The sequence below is a fragment of the Jeotgalibacillus sp. 10bf12 genome, from assembly GCF_055597105.1.
This window is the reverse complement of the sequence record NZ_CP200276.1, coordinates 2,078,007-2,099,807: the sequence shown is the minus strand read 5'-3', so window position 1 is coordinate 2,099,807 and position 21,801 is coordinate 2,078,007. Positions and strand designations below refer to the sequence as shown.

18 protein-coding genes are annotated in these 21,801 nt (G+C 41.0%); 4 read left to right on the top strand and 14 right to left on the bottom strand.

The features are described 5' to 3' along the window. Positions 1-58: 58 nt before the first annotated feature. From DH10bf12_RS10950 to DH10bf12_RS10915, 8 genes are all read right to left on the bottom strand, one after another. Positions 59-1,309, bottom strand: a complete 1,251-nt coding sequence (locus tag DH10bf12_RS10950; protein WP_471735327.1) for an anti-sigma factor domain-containing protein — start codon at positions 1,307-1,309, stop codon at positions 59-61. Further along, positions 1,309-2,052, bottom strand: coding sequence for an RNA polymerase sigma-I factor (gene sigI / locus DH10bf12_RS10945; RefSeq protein ID WP_471735326.1), 744 nt, complete (start codon positions 2,050-2,052; stop codon positions 1,309-1,311). Before sigI ends, DH10bf12_RS10950 begins: the two co-directional genes overlap by 1 nt. 254 nt (positions 2,053-2,306) lie before the next feature. Further along, the gene (locus DH10bf12_RS10940) at positions 2,307-3,086 is read right to left on the bottom strand and encodes a TerC family protein (protein WP_471735325.1); all 780 of its coding nucleotides are present in this window, start codon (positions 3,084-3,086) and stop codon (positions 2,307-2,309) included. Positions 3,087-3,369: 283 nt separating this feature from the next. Continuing rightward, positions 3,370-4,461: an SDR family oxidoreductase gene (locus DH10bf12_RS10935; RefSeq protein ID WP_471735324.1), complete on the bottom strand. Its 1,092-nt coding sequence runs from the start codon at positions 4,459-4,461 to the stop codon at positions 3,370-3,372. 82 nt (positions 4,462-4,543) lie between these two features. Beyond that, positions 4,544-7,621 carry an efflux RND transporter permease subunit gene (locus tag DH10bf12_RS10930; RefSeq protein ID WP_471735323.1) on the bottom strand — a complete coding sequence of 1,026 codons (3,078 nt, stop codon included), beginning with the start codon at positions 7,619-7,621 and terminating at the stop codon, positions 4,544-4,546. 113 nt (positions 7,622-7,734) lie between these two features. Beyond that, positions 7,735-9,099 carry a Na+/H+ antiporter NhaC gene (gene nhaC / locus DH10bf12_RS10925; RefSeq protein ID WP_471735322.1) on the bottom strand — a complete coding sequence of 455 codons (1,365 nt, stop codon included), beginning with the start codon at positions 9,097-9,099 and terminating at the stop codon, positions 7,735-7,737. A 308-nt stretch (positions 9,100-9,407) separates the two neighbouring features. Further along, positions 9,408-10,433: an EAL domain-containing protein gene (locus DH10bf12_RS10920; protein WP_471735321.1), complete on the bottom strand. Its 1,026-nt coding sequence runs from the start codon at positions 10,431-10,433 to the stop codon at positions 9,408-9,410. A 141-nt stretch (positions 10,434-10,574) separates the two neighbouring features. Further along, positions 10,575-12,140 (bottom strand): peptide chain release factor 3, encoded by a 1,566-nt coding sequence (locus DH10bf12_RS10915; protein ID WP_471735320.1) that lies wholly within the window; start codon positions 12,138-12,140, stop codon positions 10,575-10,577. A 277-nt stretch (positions 12,141-12,417) separates the two neighbouring features. On the opposite strand from DH10bf12_RS10915, the gene DH10bf12_RS10910 reads away from it, so the two are divergent. Then, positions 12,418-13,218, top strand: coding sequence for a DUF4397 domain-containing protein (locus DH10bf12_RS10910; RefSeq protein WP_471735319.1), 801 nt, complete (start codon positions 12,418-12,420; stop codon positions 13,216-13,218). A 7-nt stretch (positions 13,219-13,225) separates the two neighbouring features. Further along, entirely contained in the window at positions 13,226-13,894 is a 669-nt protein-coding gene (locus DH10bf12_RS10905) for a class F sortase (protein WP_471735318.1), read from the top strand. 16 nt (positions 13,895-13,910) lie between these two features. Here DH10bf12_RS10905 and DH10bf12_RS10900 read toward each other — a convergent pair whose 3' ends face one another. Then, the gene (locus DH10bf12_RS10900; RefSeq protein ID WP_471735317.1) at positions 13,911-14,150 is read right to left on the bottom strand and encodes a YueH family protein; all 240 of its coding nucleotides are present in this window, start codon (positions 14,148-14,150) and stop codon (positions 13,911-13,913) included. A 141-nt stretch (positions 14,151-14,291) separates the two neighbouring features. On the opposite strand from DH10bf12_RS10900, the gene DH10bf12_RS10895 reads away from it, so the two are divergent. Continuing rightward, positions 14,292-15,509 carry a NupC/NupG family nucleoside CNT transporter gene (locus tag DH10bf12_RS10895; protein ID WP_471735316.1) on the top strand — a complete coding sequence of 406 codons (1,218 nt, stop codon included), beginning with the start codon at positions 14,292-14,294 and terminating at the stop codon, positions 15,507-15,509. A 221-nt stretch (positions 15,510-15,730) separates the two neighbouring features. On the opposite strand, the gene DH10bf12_RS10890 is transcribed toward DH10bf12_RS10895, so the two are convergent. The 5 genes from DH10bf12_RS10890 to DH10bf12_RS10870 all read right to left on the bottom strand — a co-directional run bounded on the left by DH10bf12_RS10890 (position 15,731) and on the right by DH10bf12_RS10870 (position 21,210). After that, positions 15,731-17,194, bottom strand: a complete 1,464-nt coding sequence (locus tag DH10bf12_RS10890) for a UDP-N-acetylmuramoyl-L-alanyl-D-glutamate--2,6-diaminopimelate ligase (protein ID WP_471735315.1) — start codon at positions 17,192-17,194, stop codon at positions 15,731-15,733. 64 nt (positions 17,195-17,258) lie between these two features. After that, positions 17,259-18,302 (bottom strand): M42 family metallopeptidase, encoded by a 1,044-nt coding sequence (locus DH10bf12_RS10885; protein ID WP_471735314.1) that lies wholly within the window; start codon positions 18,300-18,302, stop codon positions 17,259-17,261. 81 nt (positions 18,303-18,383) lie between these two features. Further along, the gene (locus DH10bf12_RS10880; protein WP_471735313.1) at positions 18,384-19,115 is read right to left on the bottom strand and encodes a PepSY domain-containing protein; all 732 of its coding nucleotides are present in this window, start codon (positions 19,113-19,115) and stop codon (positions 18,384-18,386) included. Between the two features lie 71 nt (positions 19,116-19,186). After that, positions 19,187-20,533: a sensor histidine kinase gene (locus DH10bf12_RS10875; protein WP_471735312.1), complete on the bottom strand. Its 1,347-nt coding sequence runs from the start codon at positions 20,531-20,533 to the stop codon at positions 19,187-19,189. Beyond that, positions 20,530-21,210, bottom strand: a complete 681-nt coding sequence (locus DH10bf12_RS10870; RefSeq protein WP_471735311.1) for a response regulator transcription factor — start codon at positions 21,208-21,210, stop codon at positions 20,530-20,532. The genes DH10bf12_RS10875 and DH10bf12_RS10870 overlap by 4 nt, the downstream gene beginning before the upstream one ends. Positions 21,211-21,324: 114 nt before the next feature. On the opposite strand from DH10bf12_RS10870, the gene DH10bf12_RS10865 reads away from it, so the two are divergent. Beyond that, positions 21,325-21,762, top strand: coding sequence for an SACOL1771 family peroxiredoxin (locus tag DH10bf12_RS10865; protein WP_471735310.1), 438 nt, complete (start codon positions 21,325-21,327; stop codon positions 21,760-21,762). Positions 21,763-21,801: the final 39 nt, after the last annotated feature.

Genomic DNA, 21,801 nt, shown 5'->3' with positions numbered 1-21,801 from the left:
AACTATATATAGATCTCTGACATTTAAACACAAATAAAAAAGCAGGGAATCCCCCGCTTTAGCCTTGATTATCTTTATTTTTACTGCTGTTTCCGCTGTTTCCGCTGTTGCCGTTGTTTCCGTTGTTTCCGCTGTTTCCGCTGTTTCCGTTGTTTCCGCTGTTTCCGCTGTTTCCGTTGTTGCCGTTGTTTCCGTTGTTTCCGTTGTTTCCGTTGTTTCCGCTGTTGCCGTTATTTCCGTTGTTTCCGCTGTTGCCGTTGTTTCCGTTGTTTCCGCTGTTGCCGTTATTTCCGTTGTTTCCGCTGTTGCCGTTGTTGCCGTTGTTGCCGTTGTTGCCGTTGTTGCCGCTGTTGCCGTTATTTCCGTTGTTTCCGCTGTTGCCGTTGTTTCCGTTGTTTCCGCTGTTGCCGTTATTTATCGGCTGTTTCTCTTCTTTTTTGTCTTTTTGCTCATCCTTTTTTTCTTCTTGTTTTTGCATGTTTTCTTCCTTCTTCTCCATACCATGCTGATTGGCAGGAACAGATTCTTCAGGAGGTTCTTCTGATGATTCAGACGCAGGAGGAGGTGTTGATTCCTCAAACGGTGCTTCTTCAGAATCTTCAGCTGTTTCAGCAGCGTCTTCTTCTTGGTCAGTGATGACAGAAGCAGGTTTTTCTGGTGTGATCAGCTGCTCATTCTTACTTTTCTGTTCAGACAGAAGCTGTCCAAATGAAATCCCTCTTTCATCTGCCCTTGTTACATGCTGCATATCACCTTCAAGGAATACAACATTAGATAGATTTGAAGTTTGTGACCAGCCTTTCAAAATGGAGTGAAGCTTCTCCTCGTAGGTTTCATCCGCTTCCCCTGACAAAGCTGTAGAAATTGTTAAAGTCCCCTCGTCAGGTTTCAGAAAGCCTGTACGGACACTTTCCTGCACAATAGCAGCGATCACGTCACCAATTTTTTTATTTTCCCAGTCCAGATCATTATATATCGCCTCGGCATCCTGATTAACCGGTTCGATCTTCACTGCTTCATTATTTTTATTTAATTCAATTTCAAAGCTTGGGTTAATATCAATTGCCACATAGGCATAAGTCTTTTGATTTAAAACCGGCTGCAGTATGACAAAGGCAATCATAAATAAGGCTGCTAAAGCTCCTGTTGCAATCAGCTGGTTGTATGATTTCACAGATATTTCGCTCGAGATAATCTCTTCACCTACACCAACATGGTCTGATGGTTTTTTTACTCTGCAGAATTCTCCATCACCAGTCAAAAGCACGACGTGTCTTTTTTTCACTTCCATTACGATTCCTTTTTTCATCATAAATGCTCCTTCACATACTCATAAAGATAAGGATAACCGCCACTCAGTAATACTGCTACCGCAATAATATACTTTCTGTTACGCTCAATCGTTTTTCTGCTGACTTCAACTTCTTTTTCAATCTTTTTAATTGGAAGTCGTTTCTTGCTCTTTAACTCTGAAAACCATTCATCATTTGTACTGACCAGCTGTGCAATAAATATTGCGTTTTTACGTGCATCCTGATGTTTAGGAGAGCTGCCTGCCAGTTCACCAAACGTTAATCCGTATCCACTCAGTTCACTGCTATACCTGGCAATCTCTTCTTTTCTAAATACAGAATCCTGTTCATCATGATACTGCTTCATAGACTGATTATTTTCTAAATAACCAGCAGCTTCTGAGGCTTCAGCTCCAGGTTCAAATAACAATTCCCGCTTTTCTTTTTGATGCGTTCTCATATAATCAATAATTCTTCTTTTAATCACAATTTCTGAAAAACTGATGACTGAAGCCCCTTTTTCAGGCTGATATTTCATCAATGCATCATTGAATGCAATTAACGCAATACTGAATTCGTCATCTGAATCATAGATGTAACGATGACAAATTTTCGATGCAGCTTTCTTCACAAAAGGCTTATAATCCTCAAGCACTTCAGACAAAAGCTGCGTATTCCCTTTTTGTATTTGAGCCACTTTCTCTTCAAGGCTCAGCTTTGAAGAGAAATGATATAATCCAAACAAAAGGAAGGATAACATCTCTCCACCTCTATTCAACACGTCATAGACAAATTGTACCGGTAAATTGTGTCGAATGGAAGATGAAGCCATTCAATATAGTTTACGTAATGTGTTTGTAATATAAGGGGGTTTTACAAACATTATTTAATAGACACACCGGGGACGGAGTTAAGTGATTCTTTTTTATAATCATTCTAATTTCGACTCACACAACTCCGTCCCTAATGTGCCGCATAAAAAAGCCTGCTCCAAAAGGAACAGACTTCATCACATTAATAAGCAGCGCTTTCCTGACCGCGTCTTTTCGCAAGAATAAATCCTCCAGCGGCAATTAGAACGAGTACTGACCAGAAAATGATTTTCCACTCTGTAGAATGTGGAAAGTGTGTGTCGATCAGCTGGACACTCGGGTGACCGAGTGTGAAGACCGCAAGCTTAACGCCGACCCATCCAACGATAAGAAATGCAGTTGTTTCAAGTAATGGATATTTCCCAAGAAGTTTTACGAACCAGTGAGCTGCAAAACGCATGATAATTAATCCAATCAGGCCGCCCAGGAAAATAACAATGAACTGCCCTCCATCAATTCCTCCGATTTCGAACGCGCCGACTGCAGGAAGCGTCAGTGCCAGAGCAACTGCCGCTAGCATTGAATCAACTGCAAATGCAATATCTGCAAGCTCTACCTTCAATACTGTCATCCAGAATCCTGAGCCTTTTGCTTTGCCCTCTGCATCCGCAGCTTCAACTGACTCATCTTTTTTTGATAAAATCTGTTTTGTGACATGACTGATTGAAATGTACAACAGATATAAAGCACCGATTGCCTGGACCTGCCAAACATCAATTAAAATTGCAATTAAAAATAACGATGCGAAACGGAAAATAAATGCACCGAATAATCCATAGAATAATGCTTTTTTGCGCTGTTCAGGCGGCAGATGCTTGACCATAACTGCCATAACCACCGCATTATCAGCTGCGAGAATTCCTTCAAGCCCGATTAAAATAAGAAGTACCCAGCCGTATTCCAATAATAGTGCTGCATCCATTCTTTTTTCCTCCTCTAACTCTGTTTAATTTTCTCCAATAACCGATAACTTACTCACGAAGCTCTTTTTCCTATAAATGGACGCAAAAAAGACCTTCACCTAATAAAAGGCAAAGGTCTTGCAAAGCATTTATCATGCCATTATGACCGATGAACCGCTCTAGTTCATGTCGTGACGATCATAATTAGCTGCGAATGCAGCTAAAGCTACTCCCCCTTGACAACTTTGTCAAAGCGCTATTGAATTACGCTTATTATACCATTAGCTGGTAAAATGGCAATGCTTATTTTATTACTGAATGGAAACTTTTTTCATGCTTATGTCGATTATAAAAGTCGACCATAGCATCCAGACCCTCCAGAAAGTCAGCACAATGAATGCCTGAGCCCGCGAGATCTTTTGCAGTTTCTGATTGATCAAATTCCCCTTCCCAGAAAAAGTACTCAAGTCCCTCACGTTCAGCTTTGAGATACTTCCTGACTCTAGGAATGGAAAGTGCCTTATCCATTATTTTATGTGAGACAAATCCAGAAGGTGTCTTTCCAGTTTGCTTTTGCAGTAAAAAGCGGTAGACCTCCCTTGCAGGATAAGGATTTGGATCTGTTAAGTGATAAGTTTTACCTATACTGCGTTCGCTTCTGCCTAAATAACTTGCAGCATCAATGACGTATTCAACAGGAACTACATTAAGCTTTGCACGACTTTTACTGATATAAGGGTATTTTGACAGACCCTTCGTTTTGTCGAATATATTAAGTAAATAATATGGTCCATCAAATTTGCTGGTTTCACCGGTTTGCGTGTCACCTCTCACAATACCCGGTCTTAAGATCGTAACAGGTAAATGGGCTTTAAGCTCCTCAACAAGTAATTCTGCTTCATACTTCGTTTCTTCATATGCATTTCTGAAGTTTTCAGGTCTGATTAGTTCGTTTTCTTTGATTAAACCGGTTCTGTGTCCAGCAACATATGCAGTGCTGAAATATATATAACGCTTTAGTGCGGATAGCTGCTTTACCCATTCATTTACGTGATAAGTTCCAGTTACATTTACTCTGTAAGCAGTTGGCTGATCGATCGCTAGGTCATACGCTGCTGCAAGGTGCCAGACGTAATGAATTTTATCTTTTAAGTATGTTGAGACAGTTGATGATAGTCCTATGTCCGGTTTAGTAATATCCCCCTGCACAATGTGAATTGTTGATGTGGTTGGGATTTCATTTCTAATTTTCTCAATGCGTTCAGCAGCTTTTTGCTGAAGTGCTGGCAGAACGAGTAGGTAAATGTTTTTTTCATCCGGTTCATTCAGCCATTTTCTTAATAGTTTTTCGCTGATGAATCCTGGAAATCCGGTTACGAAATAGCCTTTTTTCATGTGATCACTCCCCTTATTCTGATTATACAGAAAAAGCCGCCAATAGAAAAAGGCAGTTCACATATTTGTGAACTGCCTTTTATTATTTTGTCTTACTTTTCTTATTCATTCTTCTCGTCTCCGGATCAAGGAAACTGTAAACGATCGGAACGATGAACAGCGTCAGGAATGTTGAACTGATTAATCCCCCAATAACGGTAATCGCCATTGGCTGGTTAATTTCCGTTCCTTCACCGATCCCCAGAGCCAGTGGAACCAGCCCGAGTATTGTTGTAAGTGCCGTCATTAAAATCGGGCGTGCACGGTCTCTGACAGATGTAACAATTGCATCATAGCTTGTAAGACCTGCAGCTTTTCGCTGATTAATATAATCAACGAGTACAATCCCGTTATTAACGACGATCCCGGTCAGAATTAGCAGTCCAATGATTGACGTTACGCTGACAGGCGTCTGCGTAACAAACTGTGCAATGGCTACCCCAATCACCATTAGTGGAACTGTAAACATAATAACGAATGGATATTTAAATGACTCGAATTGAGCTGCCATAACAAAGTATACGAGTACAATCGCAAGTCCGACTGCAAGCAGCATATCCATAATTGAATCTTCTAGCAGTTCTCTGTCACCGCCGAATACAACTTCTGTTTCATCAGCGAGATTCAGATCCGCTATGGCTTCATCCACTTCCTGGGAAACTGCACCAAGATTCGTATTGGTCGTATAAGAAGCAGTAAATCCAACAGCGGCCTGCTGATCTATTCTCTGAATTGATACAGGTCCCTCGCCAATTGTAATGTCTGAAACATCTCCAAGTGAGATAAATTCACCTGAAGGCGTTCTTAATGCAAGGTCTTCAAGTCCTTCAATCGTATTTGCGATATCTCCATCATACTGGATAAAGACATCATATACATTCGAGTCATCTGTAATAATTTGTGTCGCTAATGCACCGCGTGTAACGGCATTTACCTCCTGGGAAATCTGTGCCGGTGATAATCCCGCTGCTCGTGCATCTTCCCTGTTAATTTCTATTTGAACTTCTTCAACTGTGTCTTCCAGATCCGTTTCAACTTCTGTGATTGAATCGAGTGCAACTAACGCATCTCTTATCTCATCAACAGATTCATTCAGACGCGTCTCATTCGCATCCCTGACACTAAATGAAAGTGTCTGTGGGGAAGTACCTGTCGCTGTCTGAAGTGACGCTGAAACTTCAGCAGTCTCATTGACAGAAGTCGCAGCATCCTCAATTTCAGGCGTAATCTTTTCAATCAGCTCAAATACTGATATTTCACGATCGTCTAGCTGCTTCATTTTCACAAAAATATTACCTGAAGATCCATCCGGTGAATTATCAAGTCCGCCTTGGCCTGATGATCCCGCCTGGCTTAAATAGACATCGATCGATTCTTCTTCTCTCAGCACATCCTCTATTGCAGCAATAACTGATTCAGTTTCCTCAAGTGCTGTACCATTTTCTAATGATACGCTGATATCAAAGAAACCTTCATCTGTTGCAGGCAGGAATTGAGTACCTACACTCATAATGCCAAAACCTCCTGCTCCCAGCAGGATAAATGTAATAAGAATTGGTACCCATCTGTGTTTTAGCGACCACTTGACCGATCCCATAAAACGTTTTGTAAATGGAGACTCTCTTCTCTTTTTCTCGAGATCTTCTTTAGGCTCTTTCAGCATTTTACTTGCAAGCATTGGAATAACGGTTAACGCCACTACAAGAGAAGCAAATAAACTGAATGAGATTGTTAAAGCAAATTCAGTAAACAGATCACCGATTAGTCCTTCAATAAATACAACAGGTATAAATACAGCAACGGTTGTAAGTGTAGAGGCTGTAATTGCACTTGCGACCTCTTTAGCACCGTCTCTTGCTGCTGTTTTAGGATCTTTTTTCATTCCAAGATGCCTGTAGATATTCTCAAGTACGACAATCGCATTATCCACTAGCATCCCGATCCCTAGTGCAAGGGCACCCAGCGTAAAGATGTTAAGTGAGAAGTCTGCAAAGTACATCAATACAAATGTCACGATCACTGAGTACGGTATTGCGACTCCTATAATAATTGGACTCTTAATATTTCTAAGGAATAAAAACAGTACTGCCATGGCAAAAATACCACCAAAGATCAGAGAACTTGCGATATTACCGATTGCAAGCTGGATATAATCCCCCTGGTCAAATAATACATCTGCAGTAACGCTTTCATATTGATCTTCTTCTAACAGTTCACTGAGGGCATCCTGAAATGCTGTAGAAACATCGGCTGTATTCGCATCTGCTTCCTGCAGCACGCTGATCAGCACAGCAGACTCATCGTTCGCACGGGTAATAACAGACTGTTCCGGCTCACCCAGTTGAACGTCTGCAACATCAGAAATGGTAATGTCATCGCCTGTTGAAGGGTCTGCAGATACAACCAGCGATTCAATGTCCTCAACTGAAGTCAGTGTGCTTAATATTCTTGTCGTCAGACTTTTACCCTCAGTCTCAACAGTGTCCCCTGGAAATGAAACATTATTAGACTGAATGACATTCGAAACATCAGTCTGAGTCAGCCCGTAAGTTTGGAGCTCATCCTGATCCAGTGAAATTCTCACTTCTTCTGAAAGAGAGTTAGAGATATCAACACTGGCAACACCTTCAGTTCTTGAAAGCTCTACTTCAAGCTCCTCTGCCAGGTTTCTGATATTCGCACCTTCATCCGAAGATCTCAAACTCATCTGAATCACAGGAAACTGTGAGGGGTCAAACTTTAAAACACGTGGTTGATTTGCATCATCAGGCAGCTGTACCTGTTCCACTGCCCTTCTGATATCTCCTTCAACCTCATCAATATCTGTTGAGAAGTTGAATTCCAGCAGGACAAGATTCGATCCTTCTGTAGAAGTTGACTGCACATTCTCAAGACCCGGAAGTTGTGCCACCTGGGCTTCAATTGGCTTTGTCACTTTTTCAAGCACTTCTGTCGGGCCAGCACCCGGATAGGATGTCACAACCACTGAAACCGGGGCATTGATATTTGGGATCAGCTGAAGTGGAATCCTTGATAGTGAAATTGTACCTATTAAAAGAACAACCAGCATCGTTACGATAGTAAAGACGGGTCTTCTAATTGAAAAACGACTGATGTTCAAGTGAACGCTCCTTTCGCCAGTCTATACAGACCAACATTTTACTGTACTTTTCACTATACCGACAAAACTGTCGCTAATCAATTTTAAAATGTCGCGTTCACAATATCATCAAATCATTCAGCTTTCGTAACAGTCCACCCTGTAAAAATATACGTCAGTGTAAGAATCGGAGAGATCAGGCAGAAGAATGCAAATGGCAGATAGTCAATGACTTCAACCCCTAAGACATTCGTAATGAATACACCGCATACGCCCCATGGGACAAGCGGATTAATCACTGTACCTGCATCCTCGAGTACTCTTGAAAGATTTTTCCTTTCAATCTTTTCTTTATCCACCTGATGCGCAAAGGTTTCACCAGTTAAAAGAATAGATAAATACTGTTCCCCGATCAGTACATTTGTTCCAACCGCTGTTCCGGCTGCCTTAACGAGTGTATTTTTAGCCTCATTCATTTTCTCAAATAGAGCAGGAATCACACCTGTTGAAAACAGTAATCCTCCCAAACCAAGCGCCAGGAATACTAATGAAATGGTGAACATCATTGATTCAACGCCGCCTCTGTTCAGTAATTCATTAATCTGATCACTTTCAGAGGTCGAAGAGTAGCCTGAGAATAAAATCTGAAAGAGCTCAGAAACAGGAACTGCACTGTGAAAATATGAAATGGCTATACTAAAGAGAATAGCTGAAATTAATGTCAGCAGTGCAGGAACCTTTTTGGCTGCAAAAAGAAACAGTAATACAATCGGCAGCAGACTGTAAAGATGGATCAGTCCTGTATCCATAAGTTGTTCTCTTAGATCAGCAATCCCGCTGTTATCACCAGCCGGATCTGCTGAGAAGAACATAAACAACACAGCTGTCAAAATAAAAGCCGGAATCGTCGTCCAGGACATGTGCCTGATATGGGTAAACAGGTCAACACCTACTACAGATGAAGCAAGGTTGGTCGTATCAGAAAGAGGCGACATTTTATCACCAAAAAAAGCACCTGAAACAATGGCACCCGCCGTGATGGCAAGTGATAAATCAAGAGAACCTGCAATACTGATAAACACAACACCAATAGTCGCGACCGTAGTCAAAGAACTCCCGATACTGATCCCGATGATGGCAGTAATGGCAAACACAGCCGTAAAGAAAAATGGAAAGTCCGTTAAATATAGTCCATAGTACATCAATGTTGGAATTGTACCTGACAACATAAATGAACTGATTAATAAACCAATGAATAAAAAGATAAATATGGCAGCCATTCCTGAAGCTGCTCCAGAGATCATACCGTCCTGCAGTGATTTAAATGATGCTCTCTTCATTAACCCAAATGTGATTAACAGTAAAATTGACATCATGATCGGTATATGCGGAACTGAACCGAATCCAATCATACTCACGCTCATAATACCTATAATCATCACAACAATGATTAACCCCTCCATAAAAGAAGGTGCTACTTCCTGATGTATCTTCTTCATAAGAAATCCTCCAAACCAAACATTGTAGACGCAAAAAACTCCGCCCCCTCGAAAAGGGACGAAGTTAAGTCCGCGGTACCACCCAAATTAGTATCTCACTCACTCAAACCGTACATCCATATGACAGTTGTAATTTAATCAATGATCTGCCTGGAATTTCACCGTCCTTCCAGTCTCTTTCTGCTGCAGGTCAATGATCTACTGAATCTGCCGGATCATCGCTATATACTGTTTTACTTAAACGCTTTTAAGTGATAAAGTATACGATGATTTTATATTGGATTGAGTGAATCGTCAAGTCATAATCTTTATGACGCTGCAGATGTATTAATAATCGGCGTTGTGGCAGTTGGTTCAGGTTTACCAATTAAGTACCCCTGACAAAGATCAATACCAATTTCCTTACATACCTTTAATTCTTCCACTCTCTCAAGCCCTTCAGCTAATACAGTAATTCCGAGCTCTTTTGAAATCCGGTTCACGTCAGCGAGAAATTTCTGCTTTTTCATATCCTCATCACATCGGTCAACAAAAGAACGGTCAATTTTCACATAATTAGGTTCCAGCAGCTTTAACATTTCAATAGTAGAAAAACCCGCCCCAACATCATCAAGTGCAACCTTCATACCCTCGCGTTTATAGGTTTTAAAAACTTTTTTCAGATGGTCAATGTCCTGAATTTTTTCAGTCTCCACAACTTCAAACACCAGATCGGCCGGATCAACCTGATATTTATTTACCACATGGAATGTATGCTGCAGACAGTATTCAGGATTATAGATTGTAGAAGGAAGAAAGTTAATGAAGCTCTTAATCCCTGAAGGAATATGATTTTTCCTTGCACGGATTGCTTCTTCTCTCGCTCTCTGGTCAAGTAATGAATGCATTTCAGCCTCATTGGCAACCTTGAACAATTCGTATGGTGAAATTTTCTTTTCACTGCTGTCAGACCTGAGGAGTGATTCATATGCATAGAGCTCTCCAGAAGAAATATCAACAATTGGCTGCAGGTGGCTGATCAGCTTACCTTCCTGAATAAACTCAACTGTTTCCCTGTTCTCAAGTCTCTTCTTAAAAAGATCCGCCTTCATATATTGAGCGTAGTTATTTTTAGAGGATATTCCACATTCAATATGTTGATTCAGCTGAATAATCTCGTTTGCCATTTCTTCAAGCTGATTCAGGCTCTCATATCCGGCTTTATAAGTCATGCCTAATCCCATAACAGGAAAAGTTAATGCTTCAAGTTCACTCTCACTGATATTTTTTAAATGAAAAGTCCCTCCATTTAAAAATTTCATACTGACACCACAATTTACACACTTAGTCACCATTCATTCCCCCACCTTCGCTAATCTTACATGCTGCTTTTTATCTACCCATTAAAAGCATACTTTATTCCTATATAATAGTAAAAAAATAATGTTTTTTAGTTTTAAAAATCCCGCCATCTCTGACGGGATTTTTCATTTCTATTATAAAAGACTATACAATTTAATATCTGGGTGTTTATCAGAGAACCATCGCATTGCAAAGTCATTTTCAAACAAAAAGACAAGCTTGCCGTAACGGTCTTTTACAAGCATACTTCTCTGCGATGACATTGAATCTTTTACATCTTCTTCATTTTCAATCCAGCGGGCCATTTTTGATCCGATATTTTCCATCATCACATCTGTATTGTACTCATTTTTCATGCGGTGCTCGAATACTTCAAATTGAAGATGCCCCACTGCGCCTAAGATAATTTCATCTGTGCGGTAGGTTTTATAAAGCTGAATCGCACCTTCCTGAACGAGCTGATTGATCCCTTTATGGAAATGTTTTTGCTTCATTACATTTTTAGCTGTAACTCGCATAAATAATTCAGGTGTAAATTGTGGCAGTTTTTCAAATGCAAAATTTTTTTTACCGCCTGTCAACGTATCACCAATTTGGTAATTTCCTGTATCGTGAATACCGATGATATCCCCACTTACGGCATTGTCTACTATGTTACGGTCATCTGCAAGGAAGGAGGTTGATGAACTGAGCTTAATCGTTTTTCCTGTTCTGCTAAGCTGTACCGGCATTCCCCGCTCGAATTGACCCGAACAGATTCTCAGGAAAGCAATTCTATCACGGTGTGCAGGATTCATGTTGGCCTGAATTTTAAAGATAAAGCCTGAAAATTCTTCTTCAGCGGCTCCTACTTCACCTTGATCAGTCTGTCTCGGCTGAGGTGACGGTGCAAACTGTAAATACGTCTCCAGAAATGTTTGCACACCGAAGTTTGTTAAGGCACTTCCGAAAAATACCGGCGTTACCTCACCTTTTTTCAGCCTGTCCGTTGTAAACTCATTTCCCGCTTCATTAAGCAGCATGACATCTTCCAATGCCTGGTCATATAATGAAGTTTTTTTAATTTCATAATCCCCTTCAAGCTCTCCTTCTCCATTTAATGGAAGGAAACGCTGATCATCTTCAACTCTGAACTGTTCAATCCGGTTATGATGACGGTCATAAATGCCAAGGAATTCTTTTCCCATTCCGATTGGCCAGTTCATTGCGTAAGATTCGATTCCAAGAACTTCTTCTAACTCCTCCATTATTTCAAGAGGTTCTCTCCCCTGACGATCAAGCTTATTAACGAAAGTAAAAATCGGGATCCCTCTCATTTTACACACTTTAAATAATTTTAATGTTTGTGCTTCAATCCCTTTTGCTGCATCTATAATCATGACAGCACTATCCACAGCCATCAGCGTGCGATAAGTGTCTTCACTGAAATCCTGGTGACCAGGTGTATCCAGGATATTAATTCTTTTCCCCTGATAATCAAACTGCATCACTGAAGAAGTAACCGAAATTCCACGCTGCTTCTCAATTTCCATCCAGTCAGACGTTGCATATTTTCCAGTCTTTTTCCCTTTAACTGTCCCCGCTGCTCTAATTGCACCGCCAAATAAAAGTAACTGTTCTGTCAGTGTCGTTTTTCCGGCATCCGGGTGAGAAATAATTGCAAACGTTCTGCGGGATTGTACCTCATCTATAAGTGTCATATCCATTTCCTCTCATGTATGAATTTCTACCTTTAACATCATATTAGTTTCTATAGCAGATTGCAATCCAATGCAAAATGTTAAGGAGCACATTCATAGTTGTACAGAAACTAAACACGGTGTATAAATAAGTTGTACACCACTTATACCGATTGAAATAATTTTTATCTAATTAATGTTCTGATCAGAACATTCAGAAGAGTTAAATTATTTCATTTGGGTATATGTATATCGTACACAATTTTTATACCAATTAAAAAGAGGAGAGTGATTTTTTGTGAAAAAGCTTTTTAGTTCAATCGCCGCAGCAATCATGGTTATGGCAATGATGGGTGGCGCAGCACTGGCTGACAATCATGAAGGCGGCGAAGGATGGGCACGAGTCATTCACGCATCACCTGATGCACCGGCAGTAGATGTATACGTCAATGGTGATGCAGTCGTTGAAGGCGCAGAATTTAAAGCATTTACAGATTACTTAGCACTTCCTGCAGGAGATCACGAAGTTGAAATCTTCCCTGCTGGAGACACAGAAACAGCTGTCATTTCAGAAACACTTACAGTTGAAGAAGGTATGTACTATACTGCAGCAGCTGTAGGAACACTGGATAGCATTGAGCTTAATGTGACTCAGGATGACCTTACAATTGGTGAAGGAATGACAAAAGTTCGCGCAGGACACTTCTCTCCAGATGCACCGGCAGTTGATGTTGGTCTAATCGATGGAGATGCAGTATTCTCAGGAGCAGAATTCCCTGGTGTTACTGATTTTGCAGAACTTGAAGCTGGCACATATGACTTAGAAGTACGTACGCCAGAAGGTGATCAGGTACTTGATCTGTCTGGTACAGCACTAGAAGCTGGTACAGCATACAGTGTATATGCAGTTAATACGCTTGATAGCATTGAGCCATTAGTGGTTACTGCATCTGCAGCTGAAAGCATGCCTTCTGAAATGCCTGAAACAGGTATGGGTGGAGCAGCTAATCAGTCGAATGCAGGTATGATGGCAGTTGCAGCTATGGCTGCAGGAGCAGCATTACTGATTGTATTCCGCAAGCGCGTATTCCAATCATAATTAAAAAATGAAAAAACTATTGATATTTACTGGGCTGATTTTGATGGTGGGCGGCTGCTCATCATCTGATCAGCTTTTTTCTGCAGATACGGCTGCTCCTCCTGCAGAAGAAACTGAAGAAAAAACCGTTCCTGCAGAAAAGCAGGAAGAAGTGGAAAATGAAGAAACTGCTGATTCTCAGGAAACTGATAAACCGGCAATCACTTCAATTGTTCAGGAAGTTTCACTAAGGCCCAGCAGAGTTACGATCCCCGCTATTGGTGTAGATGCAATTGTTAACCCTTATGGTCTTGACGAATCCGGTGGAATGGCTGTACCTGATAATGGTGAAGAAGTAGCATGGTTTGAACCGGGTTATAAACCTGGACAAAGAGGCAATGCAGTACTTGCAGGTCATGTAGACAGCGAGAAAGCTCCCGCCGTTTTTTGGGACCTGAAAGAGCTTGAACCGGGTGATGAGATTACGATAACTGATGAAAATGGGGAAACCCTTGTTTTTGTGGTGAAAGATTCAGTCGCATATGATACCGGTGAAGCACCGATTGCAGATATTTTTGGTTCTTCTCCCGAAAGAGGACTGAACCTGATTACATGCACAGGTTATTTTGACCGTGGAGGCGCCGGATATGTTGAGAGATTAGTAGTCTATACAGAATTAAAGGCTGATCAGATCTGATCAGCCTTTAATGTGACTACATTTCCCCTGTCCACCCGCGAATTCGGGCCGAGAGTTCAGCCGCCTCTGTGTCATCTGTTCTGTCAGCTAATGATTTTATCATTCTCTCCTGTAATTCCTCCCCTGCTTCTTCATATGTAAAAAAGCAGGACCATTCCAATGAAGGGATTGCAACCAGAATACATTCTTCTTTTTTATTCTCGTGGATATATACAGATCTTTCCCCATTTGAACCATAGCTCTTTCTGATTTTCAAGTTTTCACCTCCTCAGATGTCAGACATCATACATTTGTTTGACGTTTCTGTGACGAATATTGAAACGCTTGCAATTGCATTGTAGAATGAGAAAAGCAATTAGGCAACACACTAATTTATCAATTGTTAGGAGCTGGCAAGATGAACATTTTATGGGGGTTTGCAGGGATTTTAACAGTCCTGGCTATAGCCTTTATTTTCTCAAATAATAGAACACGTATTAAATGGCGTCCAGTACTAGTTGGACTTGGATTGCAATTAACATTTGCTTTTCTCGTGCTGCAAACGGGAATCGGAAGAAGCTTTCTCGAAGCTTTGACTTTTGGCGTAAACAATATTATTGAATATGCTAATGCCGGTATTGATTTTGTTCTCGGTGGATTTGGTTATCAACAGCAAGAAGGTGGTTTTGTTTTTGCGATAAATGTATTAACCATCATTATCTTCTTTTCATCGTTAATTTCGGTTCTCTATTACTTAAAAATCATGCAATTTGTAATAAAGATTCTTGGCGGCGGTCTTTCATGGTTACTTGGTACACGTAAAGCAGAATCAATGTCAGCTTCAGCTAATATTTTTGTAGGACAGACTGAGGCACCTTTAGTCGTGAAACCTTATATTTCTAATATGACTAATTCTGAGTTGTTTGCTGTTATGACTGGTGGACTTGCATCAGTAGCAGGTTCTGTTTTGATTGGTTATTCACAGCTTGGCGTACCACTCGAATATTTACTTGCAGCGAGTTTCATGGCTGCTCCTGCTGGTTTAGTAATGGCAAAGATGTTTGTTCCTGAAACTGATAACCGCCCAGATCCTGATGACTTCCAGATGGAGGCGGATGAAGAAGCTTCAAACGTAGTAGATGCTGCTGCAAAAGGGGCAAGTACAGGACTTCAGCTCGTACTTAACGTAGGTGCAATGCTAATTGCTTTCATCGCCTTAATCGCATTATTAAATGGGGTTCTTGGCGGAATTGGCGGCTGGTTTGGTTTTGAACAGTTATCTATTGAATTAATTCTTGGTTACGTTTTTGCCCCGTTGGCATTTGCAATTGGTATTCCATGGGATGAAGCAATTCGAGCAGGTAACTTTATTGGTCAAAAGCTTGTACTGAATGAGTTTGTGGCTTATGCCAGCTTTGCTCCTCAAATAGATACATTTTCAGATAAGACAGTTGCAATCATCACATTCGCACTTTGTGGATTTGCGAATATTTCTTCTCTTGCAATTCTGCTTGGTGGCCTTGGTAACCTTGCACCTGACAGACGTCCTGATATTGCTCGTATGGGTATCAGAGCAGTTGCGGCCGGTGCACTTGCATCAATGCTTTCTGCTTCGATTGCAGGTATGTTCTTCTAATATAATCGTTAAAAAGGGTTGTCCTGAATTGGACAACCCTTTTTGTATGCTGAAACCGCAAGTGATTTCCGTGCGGAACTGCGCTTTCCGATGCCACTCACTGAACCACTTACAGGCTTCGCCCTCCTGTGTCTCAGTTGTTGCTTCTATGCAAGCCTTCGTCCCGCACTCCAATTAATTGCTTTGGTGTGAAATAACCATCATGACTTTTATTAAAATGCTTAAAACCTCTCAGCAATGACTTCTAAAGCGATTTCGCTGTCGCTGTGAGGGTATTTTGTGTTTTCAATGATCTGGTAATCTTCGTGTCCTTTACCGGCAAAGATGATAATATCTTCAGGTTCTGCCTGCTGCATAAGATGTCTGACTGCTGCTGCTCTATCACCAATACACGCATAGTTTTCATGCAGCATGCCTTTTTCGAGATCTGACGTGATACTTTCATAGCTTTCATAACGCGGATCATCAGTTGTTAAGACAACGTAGTCTGCAAGCGAGGCCATTTGAGCCATTGCAGGGCGCTTGGATTTATCACGATTACCGCCTGTACCGATTAGGAAAAGAATTCTGTTTTTCTTAAAAGGCATGACAGACCTGATGGCTTTCTCAATTGCATCCGGTGTATGTGCGTAATCAATATAAATAGATAATGGCGCACTTGTTGGAACAAGCTGCATCCTTCCTGATACAGGCGCAATGTCTTTCAAAGCTTCCACAAGGTCTGACACTTTATAACCTCTTGCATAGAGTGCTGCAATCGCTGCAAGGGTGTTTGATACATTGAATGTGCCAAGGAGTTGTGTTTCAAGGTCAAACTCCCCTTCTGGTGAAATAAGCTTATAATAAGTCCGATCTGACATGTATTGAATGTTTTCAGCATAAAAGTCAGCAGGCTTTTCCATACTGTAGCTGATCACTTCATGCGGTGTCATTTGTTCATAACGTTCGAACCATTCATCATCAAGATTTAGTACGGCAGCTTTTTTCTTTGTCAGATCCTGACCGAGCTGGGCAAAAAGGAGCCCTTTAGCATATCCGTAATGTTCCATTGTATGGTGGTAATCCAGGTGATCATGACTGAGATTCGTAAATACTGCCACGTCAAAGTCAATCCCCCACAGTCTTCCTTCAACTAACCCATGTGAAGAAACCTCAAATATCATATTACTAATACCTTCAACTTCCGCAGTGCGGATCATACGCTGTGTTGTTAATAGGTCACTCGTTGTATTTGCACTCTGACGAAGATCCCCGTCAAGGTCAAATCCAATGGTACCGGAAAGTGCAGAACGCCCATTCAGCTTTCTGATCAGTTCGTGAATCAGATTGGATACTGATGTTTTACCGTTCGTTCCAGTCACACCAAAGACGTTCATCCGCTCAGAAGGAGCCCCGTAAAAAGTATCTGCAAGTACAGCAAGTGCACGCGAAGAATTTTTCACGATCAACTGAGCAGCCTGCTCAGCCGGCAGATCAAGCTCTTTTTCAGTAATGATCAGTGTTGCTCCCTGTTTAACAGCCTGTCCTGCATAATCATGACCATCTACTGTATAGCCTTTTTGACAGATAAATGCCGCTCCCTCTGATACAGCTCTTGAATCAATTTCAAGCGCAGTAATCTCATCTGGAAGTGAACCTATTTGTTTTACAATTGATAAGTTTTTTATACATTCATTGGTTTTCATCTCAAAATTCCTCACTCGTTAGATGATTTGTTCATTTGATATTTTACTCTTTTTTTATATTTCTTCAATCCTCACTTAATGGAGACTGAAGATATTTAAGAATAAGAGACTCAGTATGATAGAGAGATTTTTCGTGTGTGCGTTCATTGGCATGTGAAGCATCCACGCCAGCGCCAATCAGACCGTGTTTGATATCAGCACCTGCTCTCACTGCAGCAGAGGCATCGGATCCATAATAATTATAAATATCAATTTTATATTCAATGTCATTCTCTTTTGCAAGCTTGACTAGATGTTTTCTCAAACCGTAGTGATATGGTCCTGAACTGTCTTTTGCACAAATTGAAACGGTAAATTCATCTGAGCTTTGCCCATCACCAAGTGCACCCATATCGACAGCAATATATTCGACTGTTTCAAATGGGATATTTGAATTGCCGCCAAACCCAATTTCTTCATTGTTAGCGATAATCAGGTGAGTTGTATATGGCATTGTTGCTCCTTTTATTTGTTCAGCGACTTTCATCAGCATCGCAACACTTGCTTTATCATCAATGTGCCGGGACTTAAAAAAACCGCTTGGTGTGATTTCAGGACGTGCATCAAATGAAATAAAATCTCCTACAGAAACACCGAGTGCTTCAGTATCTTCACGTGAATGCACCACTTCATCAAGTCTGACTTCCATATTTTTTTCACTGCGGTCAGCAGATCCCGCTTCTTTATATGTATGGACAGAGGCCTGATGGAGTAAGATGGTTCCTCTATACCTGTTTCCATCTGTCGTTTCCACTGTACAGTACTCCCCTTCGACTGCGTTCCAGCGGAATCCCCCGATCATCGTCATGCTCAGTCTGCCATCAGGCTTAATTTCTTTAACCATGGCACCAAGTGTATCCACGTGCGCTGTGAGCACTCTCTGTTCATGCGTATTCTCCCCCTGAAATGTAAGAATCAGACCACCTTTATTCGTGATTCTTGATGAAATATTTCTTTCTGAAAACCAGTTTTTAATATATGTAATGATCTCAGATGTATGTCCTGACGGGCTTGGTATTGATACTAATTCTTTTAACAGATTCATCGTTTCTTTTGTATTGGGCTGCATACAGATTCCTCCTGTAAAATTCATCTAAGTATCAGTGTACTATACAGTGATAAAAAGACAAAGCGGACCCGCCCGCTTTGTCTAGTCATCCCATACAGTAGACATGATTTCTCCTGATATGGCGTTGATCTGCACTGTTGCATCATCTTCATCTGTTTCAATTTCAATCAGGAAGTAAGGGACACCATTCTCCTGTTCAAGATCTACATCATCCACTTCACCTGCCACAGCACCAAGTGCGATATTAATCGCTTCCTGTTCAGATAAAATTCTGGCAGGCTCTTCTGTATTTTTAACTTCTTCCCCTGTAATTTCAGACTCTCCCGACGTTGCATCTACACTAACCGTCAGTATACGGTCATCCTCTTCAAGGATTATTTCGTATCTATTATTTTCGAGCGGTGTAGCTGAGACAACTTCTCCTGTGCTGATCTCCTGCGCGATTGCAATGACTTCTTCTTCGGTTAAATCTTCTGATGCTGACTGGTCAGATTCATCTGAGCCAGTGTCATTGCCTTCAGCTGTCTCATTAAGTATAAGGTTATTAAGGTATGCAACACTCTTATTCTCACGGTCAATTTCTAGTTCGTACTTACCGTAATCATTGGTCAGGTTAAATAAAAAGGTGTTATCGTTCTCATCAATCAGCTCCGGTGTGCTGTCGGGATACTGCTCATTAATTAACTGGATTGCTTCTTCTTCTGTCATCGGGGCAGCTGAAGTGCCTGTCATCATAAATTGCTGTACAATCACAAATAAAACCACTGCCAGCAATGCTCCACCGCCCATCCAAATCATTCTTTGCTTCTTCACTTTCTTCACCTCAGCGCTTTTCTTTTATCTTATCGTGTCCAGATTAGAATTCGATGAGAATCAGATTAAGATTAAACCTGAAAATGGATGGAAGCCGTCGTGCCTTTTCCTTCTGTGCTCTCTAAGGTAAGTGTCATACCGAGTGCATCTGATAATTCCTTTGCCAGCGACAGACCGAGACCGGATCCACCTGACTTTCGCGTCCTGGCCTTATCCACTCTGTAAAACCTGTCAAACACTTTTGGCAGATCACTTTCAGGAATTCCGATCCCTTTATCTTCGACTGTTATTCTTCCTGCTGATCCATTATTTAATAACGTGATATGGATCTCCTGTTCGCTGTATTTAATGGCATTATCAATTAAAATATAGATGAGCTGTTTCAGCTTCTGTTTATCTGCCCTGGCTGTAAGCTGCTCTTCTCCATGAAGAAAAATATCTCTATTATAAGCATTCCTGAACGCCTGAGCAGAATCCTCCACAAGCGGTAATAAATCAAACTCTTCAAGTGACAGATTCCACTGCTCACCATGCTTAGCGAGTAACAGCAGCTGCTGGGTTAAGTCTCTCATCCTGATCGCCTCAGAATGAATCGCTTCAACTGACTCAGCGACAACTTCCGGATTATCTGTTCCTCTCCGCTTAATTAAATTTGCATAGCTTTCAATGACCGTAAGCGGTGTTTTCAATTCATGGGAAGCATTTGCTACAAACTGCTCCTGCTTTTCATAATTCGTCTCCAGCAGATTTATCATATGATTAAAGCTGTCGCCCATCTGGTATAATTCATCTTTAGATTTTTCCTCAAGCGGAATTCTTTTAAACTCTCCACTTTTTTGAATATCCTTCATTGTTCCTGTCATTGATCTGATCGGTCCCATAATGACATTACCTAAAAGACGGCCGGAAATAAAAACCGGTATCAACGCTAACACAACAACAACTGCAAGAGTATTTCTGAGGATCTGCAAATTGGATACAGCAGGTTCAATGCTTTCATATGTCTGCAGATTGACAACCGCTCCATCTGTCCAGATCATTGGAATTGATACGAATGTATATTTCCCATTATCGAGATCTACAATTTCCGCATGCTGATTATTATAAAAGTTACTTTCTGTATTGTTTAATGTACTCTGGCCAACTGAGGTGACGGTACCAAGTGAACTGCCGTCCTCTCTGATAATAGATGTTGCGCCATCAAGAGGTCCAAATGAGCGGAGCAGATCTCCTTCCGGAATGACACCCGCACTCGAAATCATACCGGAAGCTGTGTTTGCAGCATTGAGCTCTGCAGCATTCAGTTGACTGTTATAGGTAAGATTGCTGAATATCAGATAGATCGCAACACTGATGAGTAAAAGCAAAATAGCAAATACACCTGAGGTGAAAAGATGAATTTTGTTCTGAAGCTTCATTCATTCACCTTCAGTACATACCCGACTCCTCTTACAGTATGAATCAGGGAAGTATGACCTTCTAGATCAATTTTTTTACGTATATATCTGATATAGACATCAACTACATTTGTATCGCCGTAATAATCATAGCCCCATACCGCATTAAGAATCTGTTCCCTATTCAGCACCTGCCTCATGTTTTTTAACATATAAACAAGCAGATCAAATTCACGTGGTGTCAGATCGATTTCAAATTCACCTCTTGTTACTTCCCTTGTTTGTTCATTCAATATGAGATCCCCTGCTTTAAGAACGGGTGCATCATCTGTCTTCTTAGTTCTCAGTACTGCCCTGACCCTTGCCAGGAGCTCTTCAATCTGGAATGGCTTTGTAATGTAGTCGTTGGCTCCGAGATCGAGACCTGAAACTTTATCCTCAACCGAATCTTTTGCAGTCAGCAAGATCACCGGAGTTTCCGAATCATCAGAACGGATTCTTCTTAAGAGTTCAATTCCTGTCATTTCAGGTAGCATGACATCAAGTAAAATCAGATCCCAGTTCCCTTCTCTGTATTTTTCAAGCGCATCATAGCCAGAATATACTTTTACTGTATCGTATCCTTCAAAGCCCAGTTCCAGTTCAAGCACGCGGGCAATTTTTTCTTCATCTTCAACGATCAGCACTCTTTTTTTCATGATGATCTCTCCTGAATCTTTTTTAAAATATTGTAGCACAGGTTGTATTGATCTACCTTTTTAAGCTTCAGTGTTACAATAATGATGAAATTTTCATAAGGAAAGGAAGATTGGATGGCTGAACATTCTTTTCATTTAACAGCAAAATGGCCGGGTGGCCGCAACACAGTCGGTTCAATTGAAGCAGGCAATCTGAAGACTGATATCTCAATTCCCCCTGAAATGAACGGACCAGGGATTGGAACAAATCCGGATGAAATGTTACTCGGTGCAGCTTCAACCTGCTATATCATTACACTTGCAGCAAAGCTTGAACGCGCAAATATAGAAATAGAAAAAATGTCACTTGAATCTGAAGGAATTGTTGAAGTGGACAATAAAGGTGTGATCACCTACAAATCTATTATCCACCGTCCATATGTGAAGGCTGAGGCGGAACTTCAGAGTAAAATTGAACGTTATATGGAGCAGTCGGAACAAAGCTGCATGATCTCACGTGCGCTGAAAGGCAACGTTGAAATCCTGCTCGAGAAAAATTTCGAAGCTATTTAGAACATCAAAAGGTTTCTATCCTTCTGAATGTGGAAAACA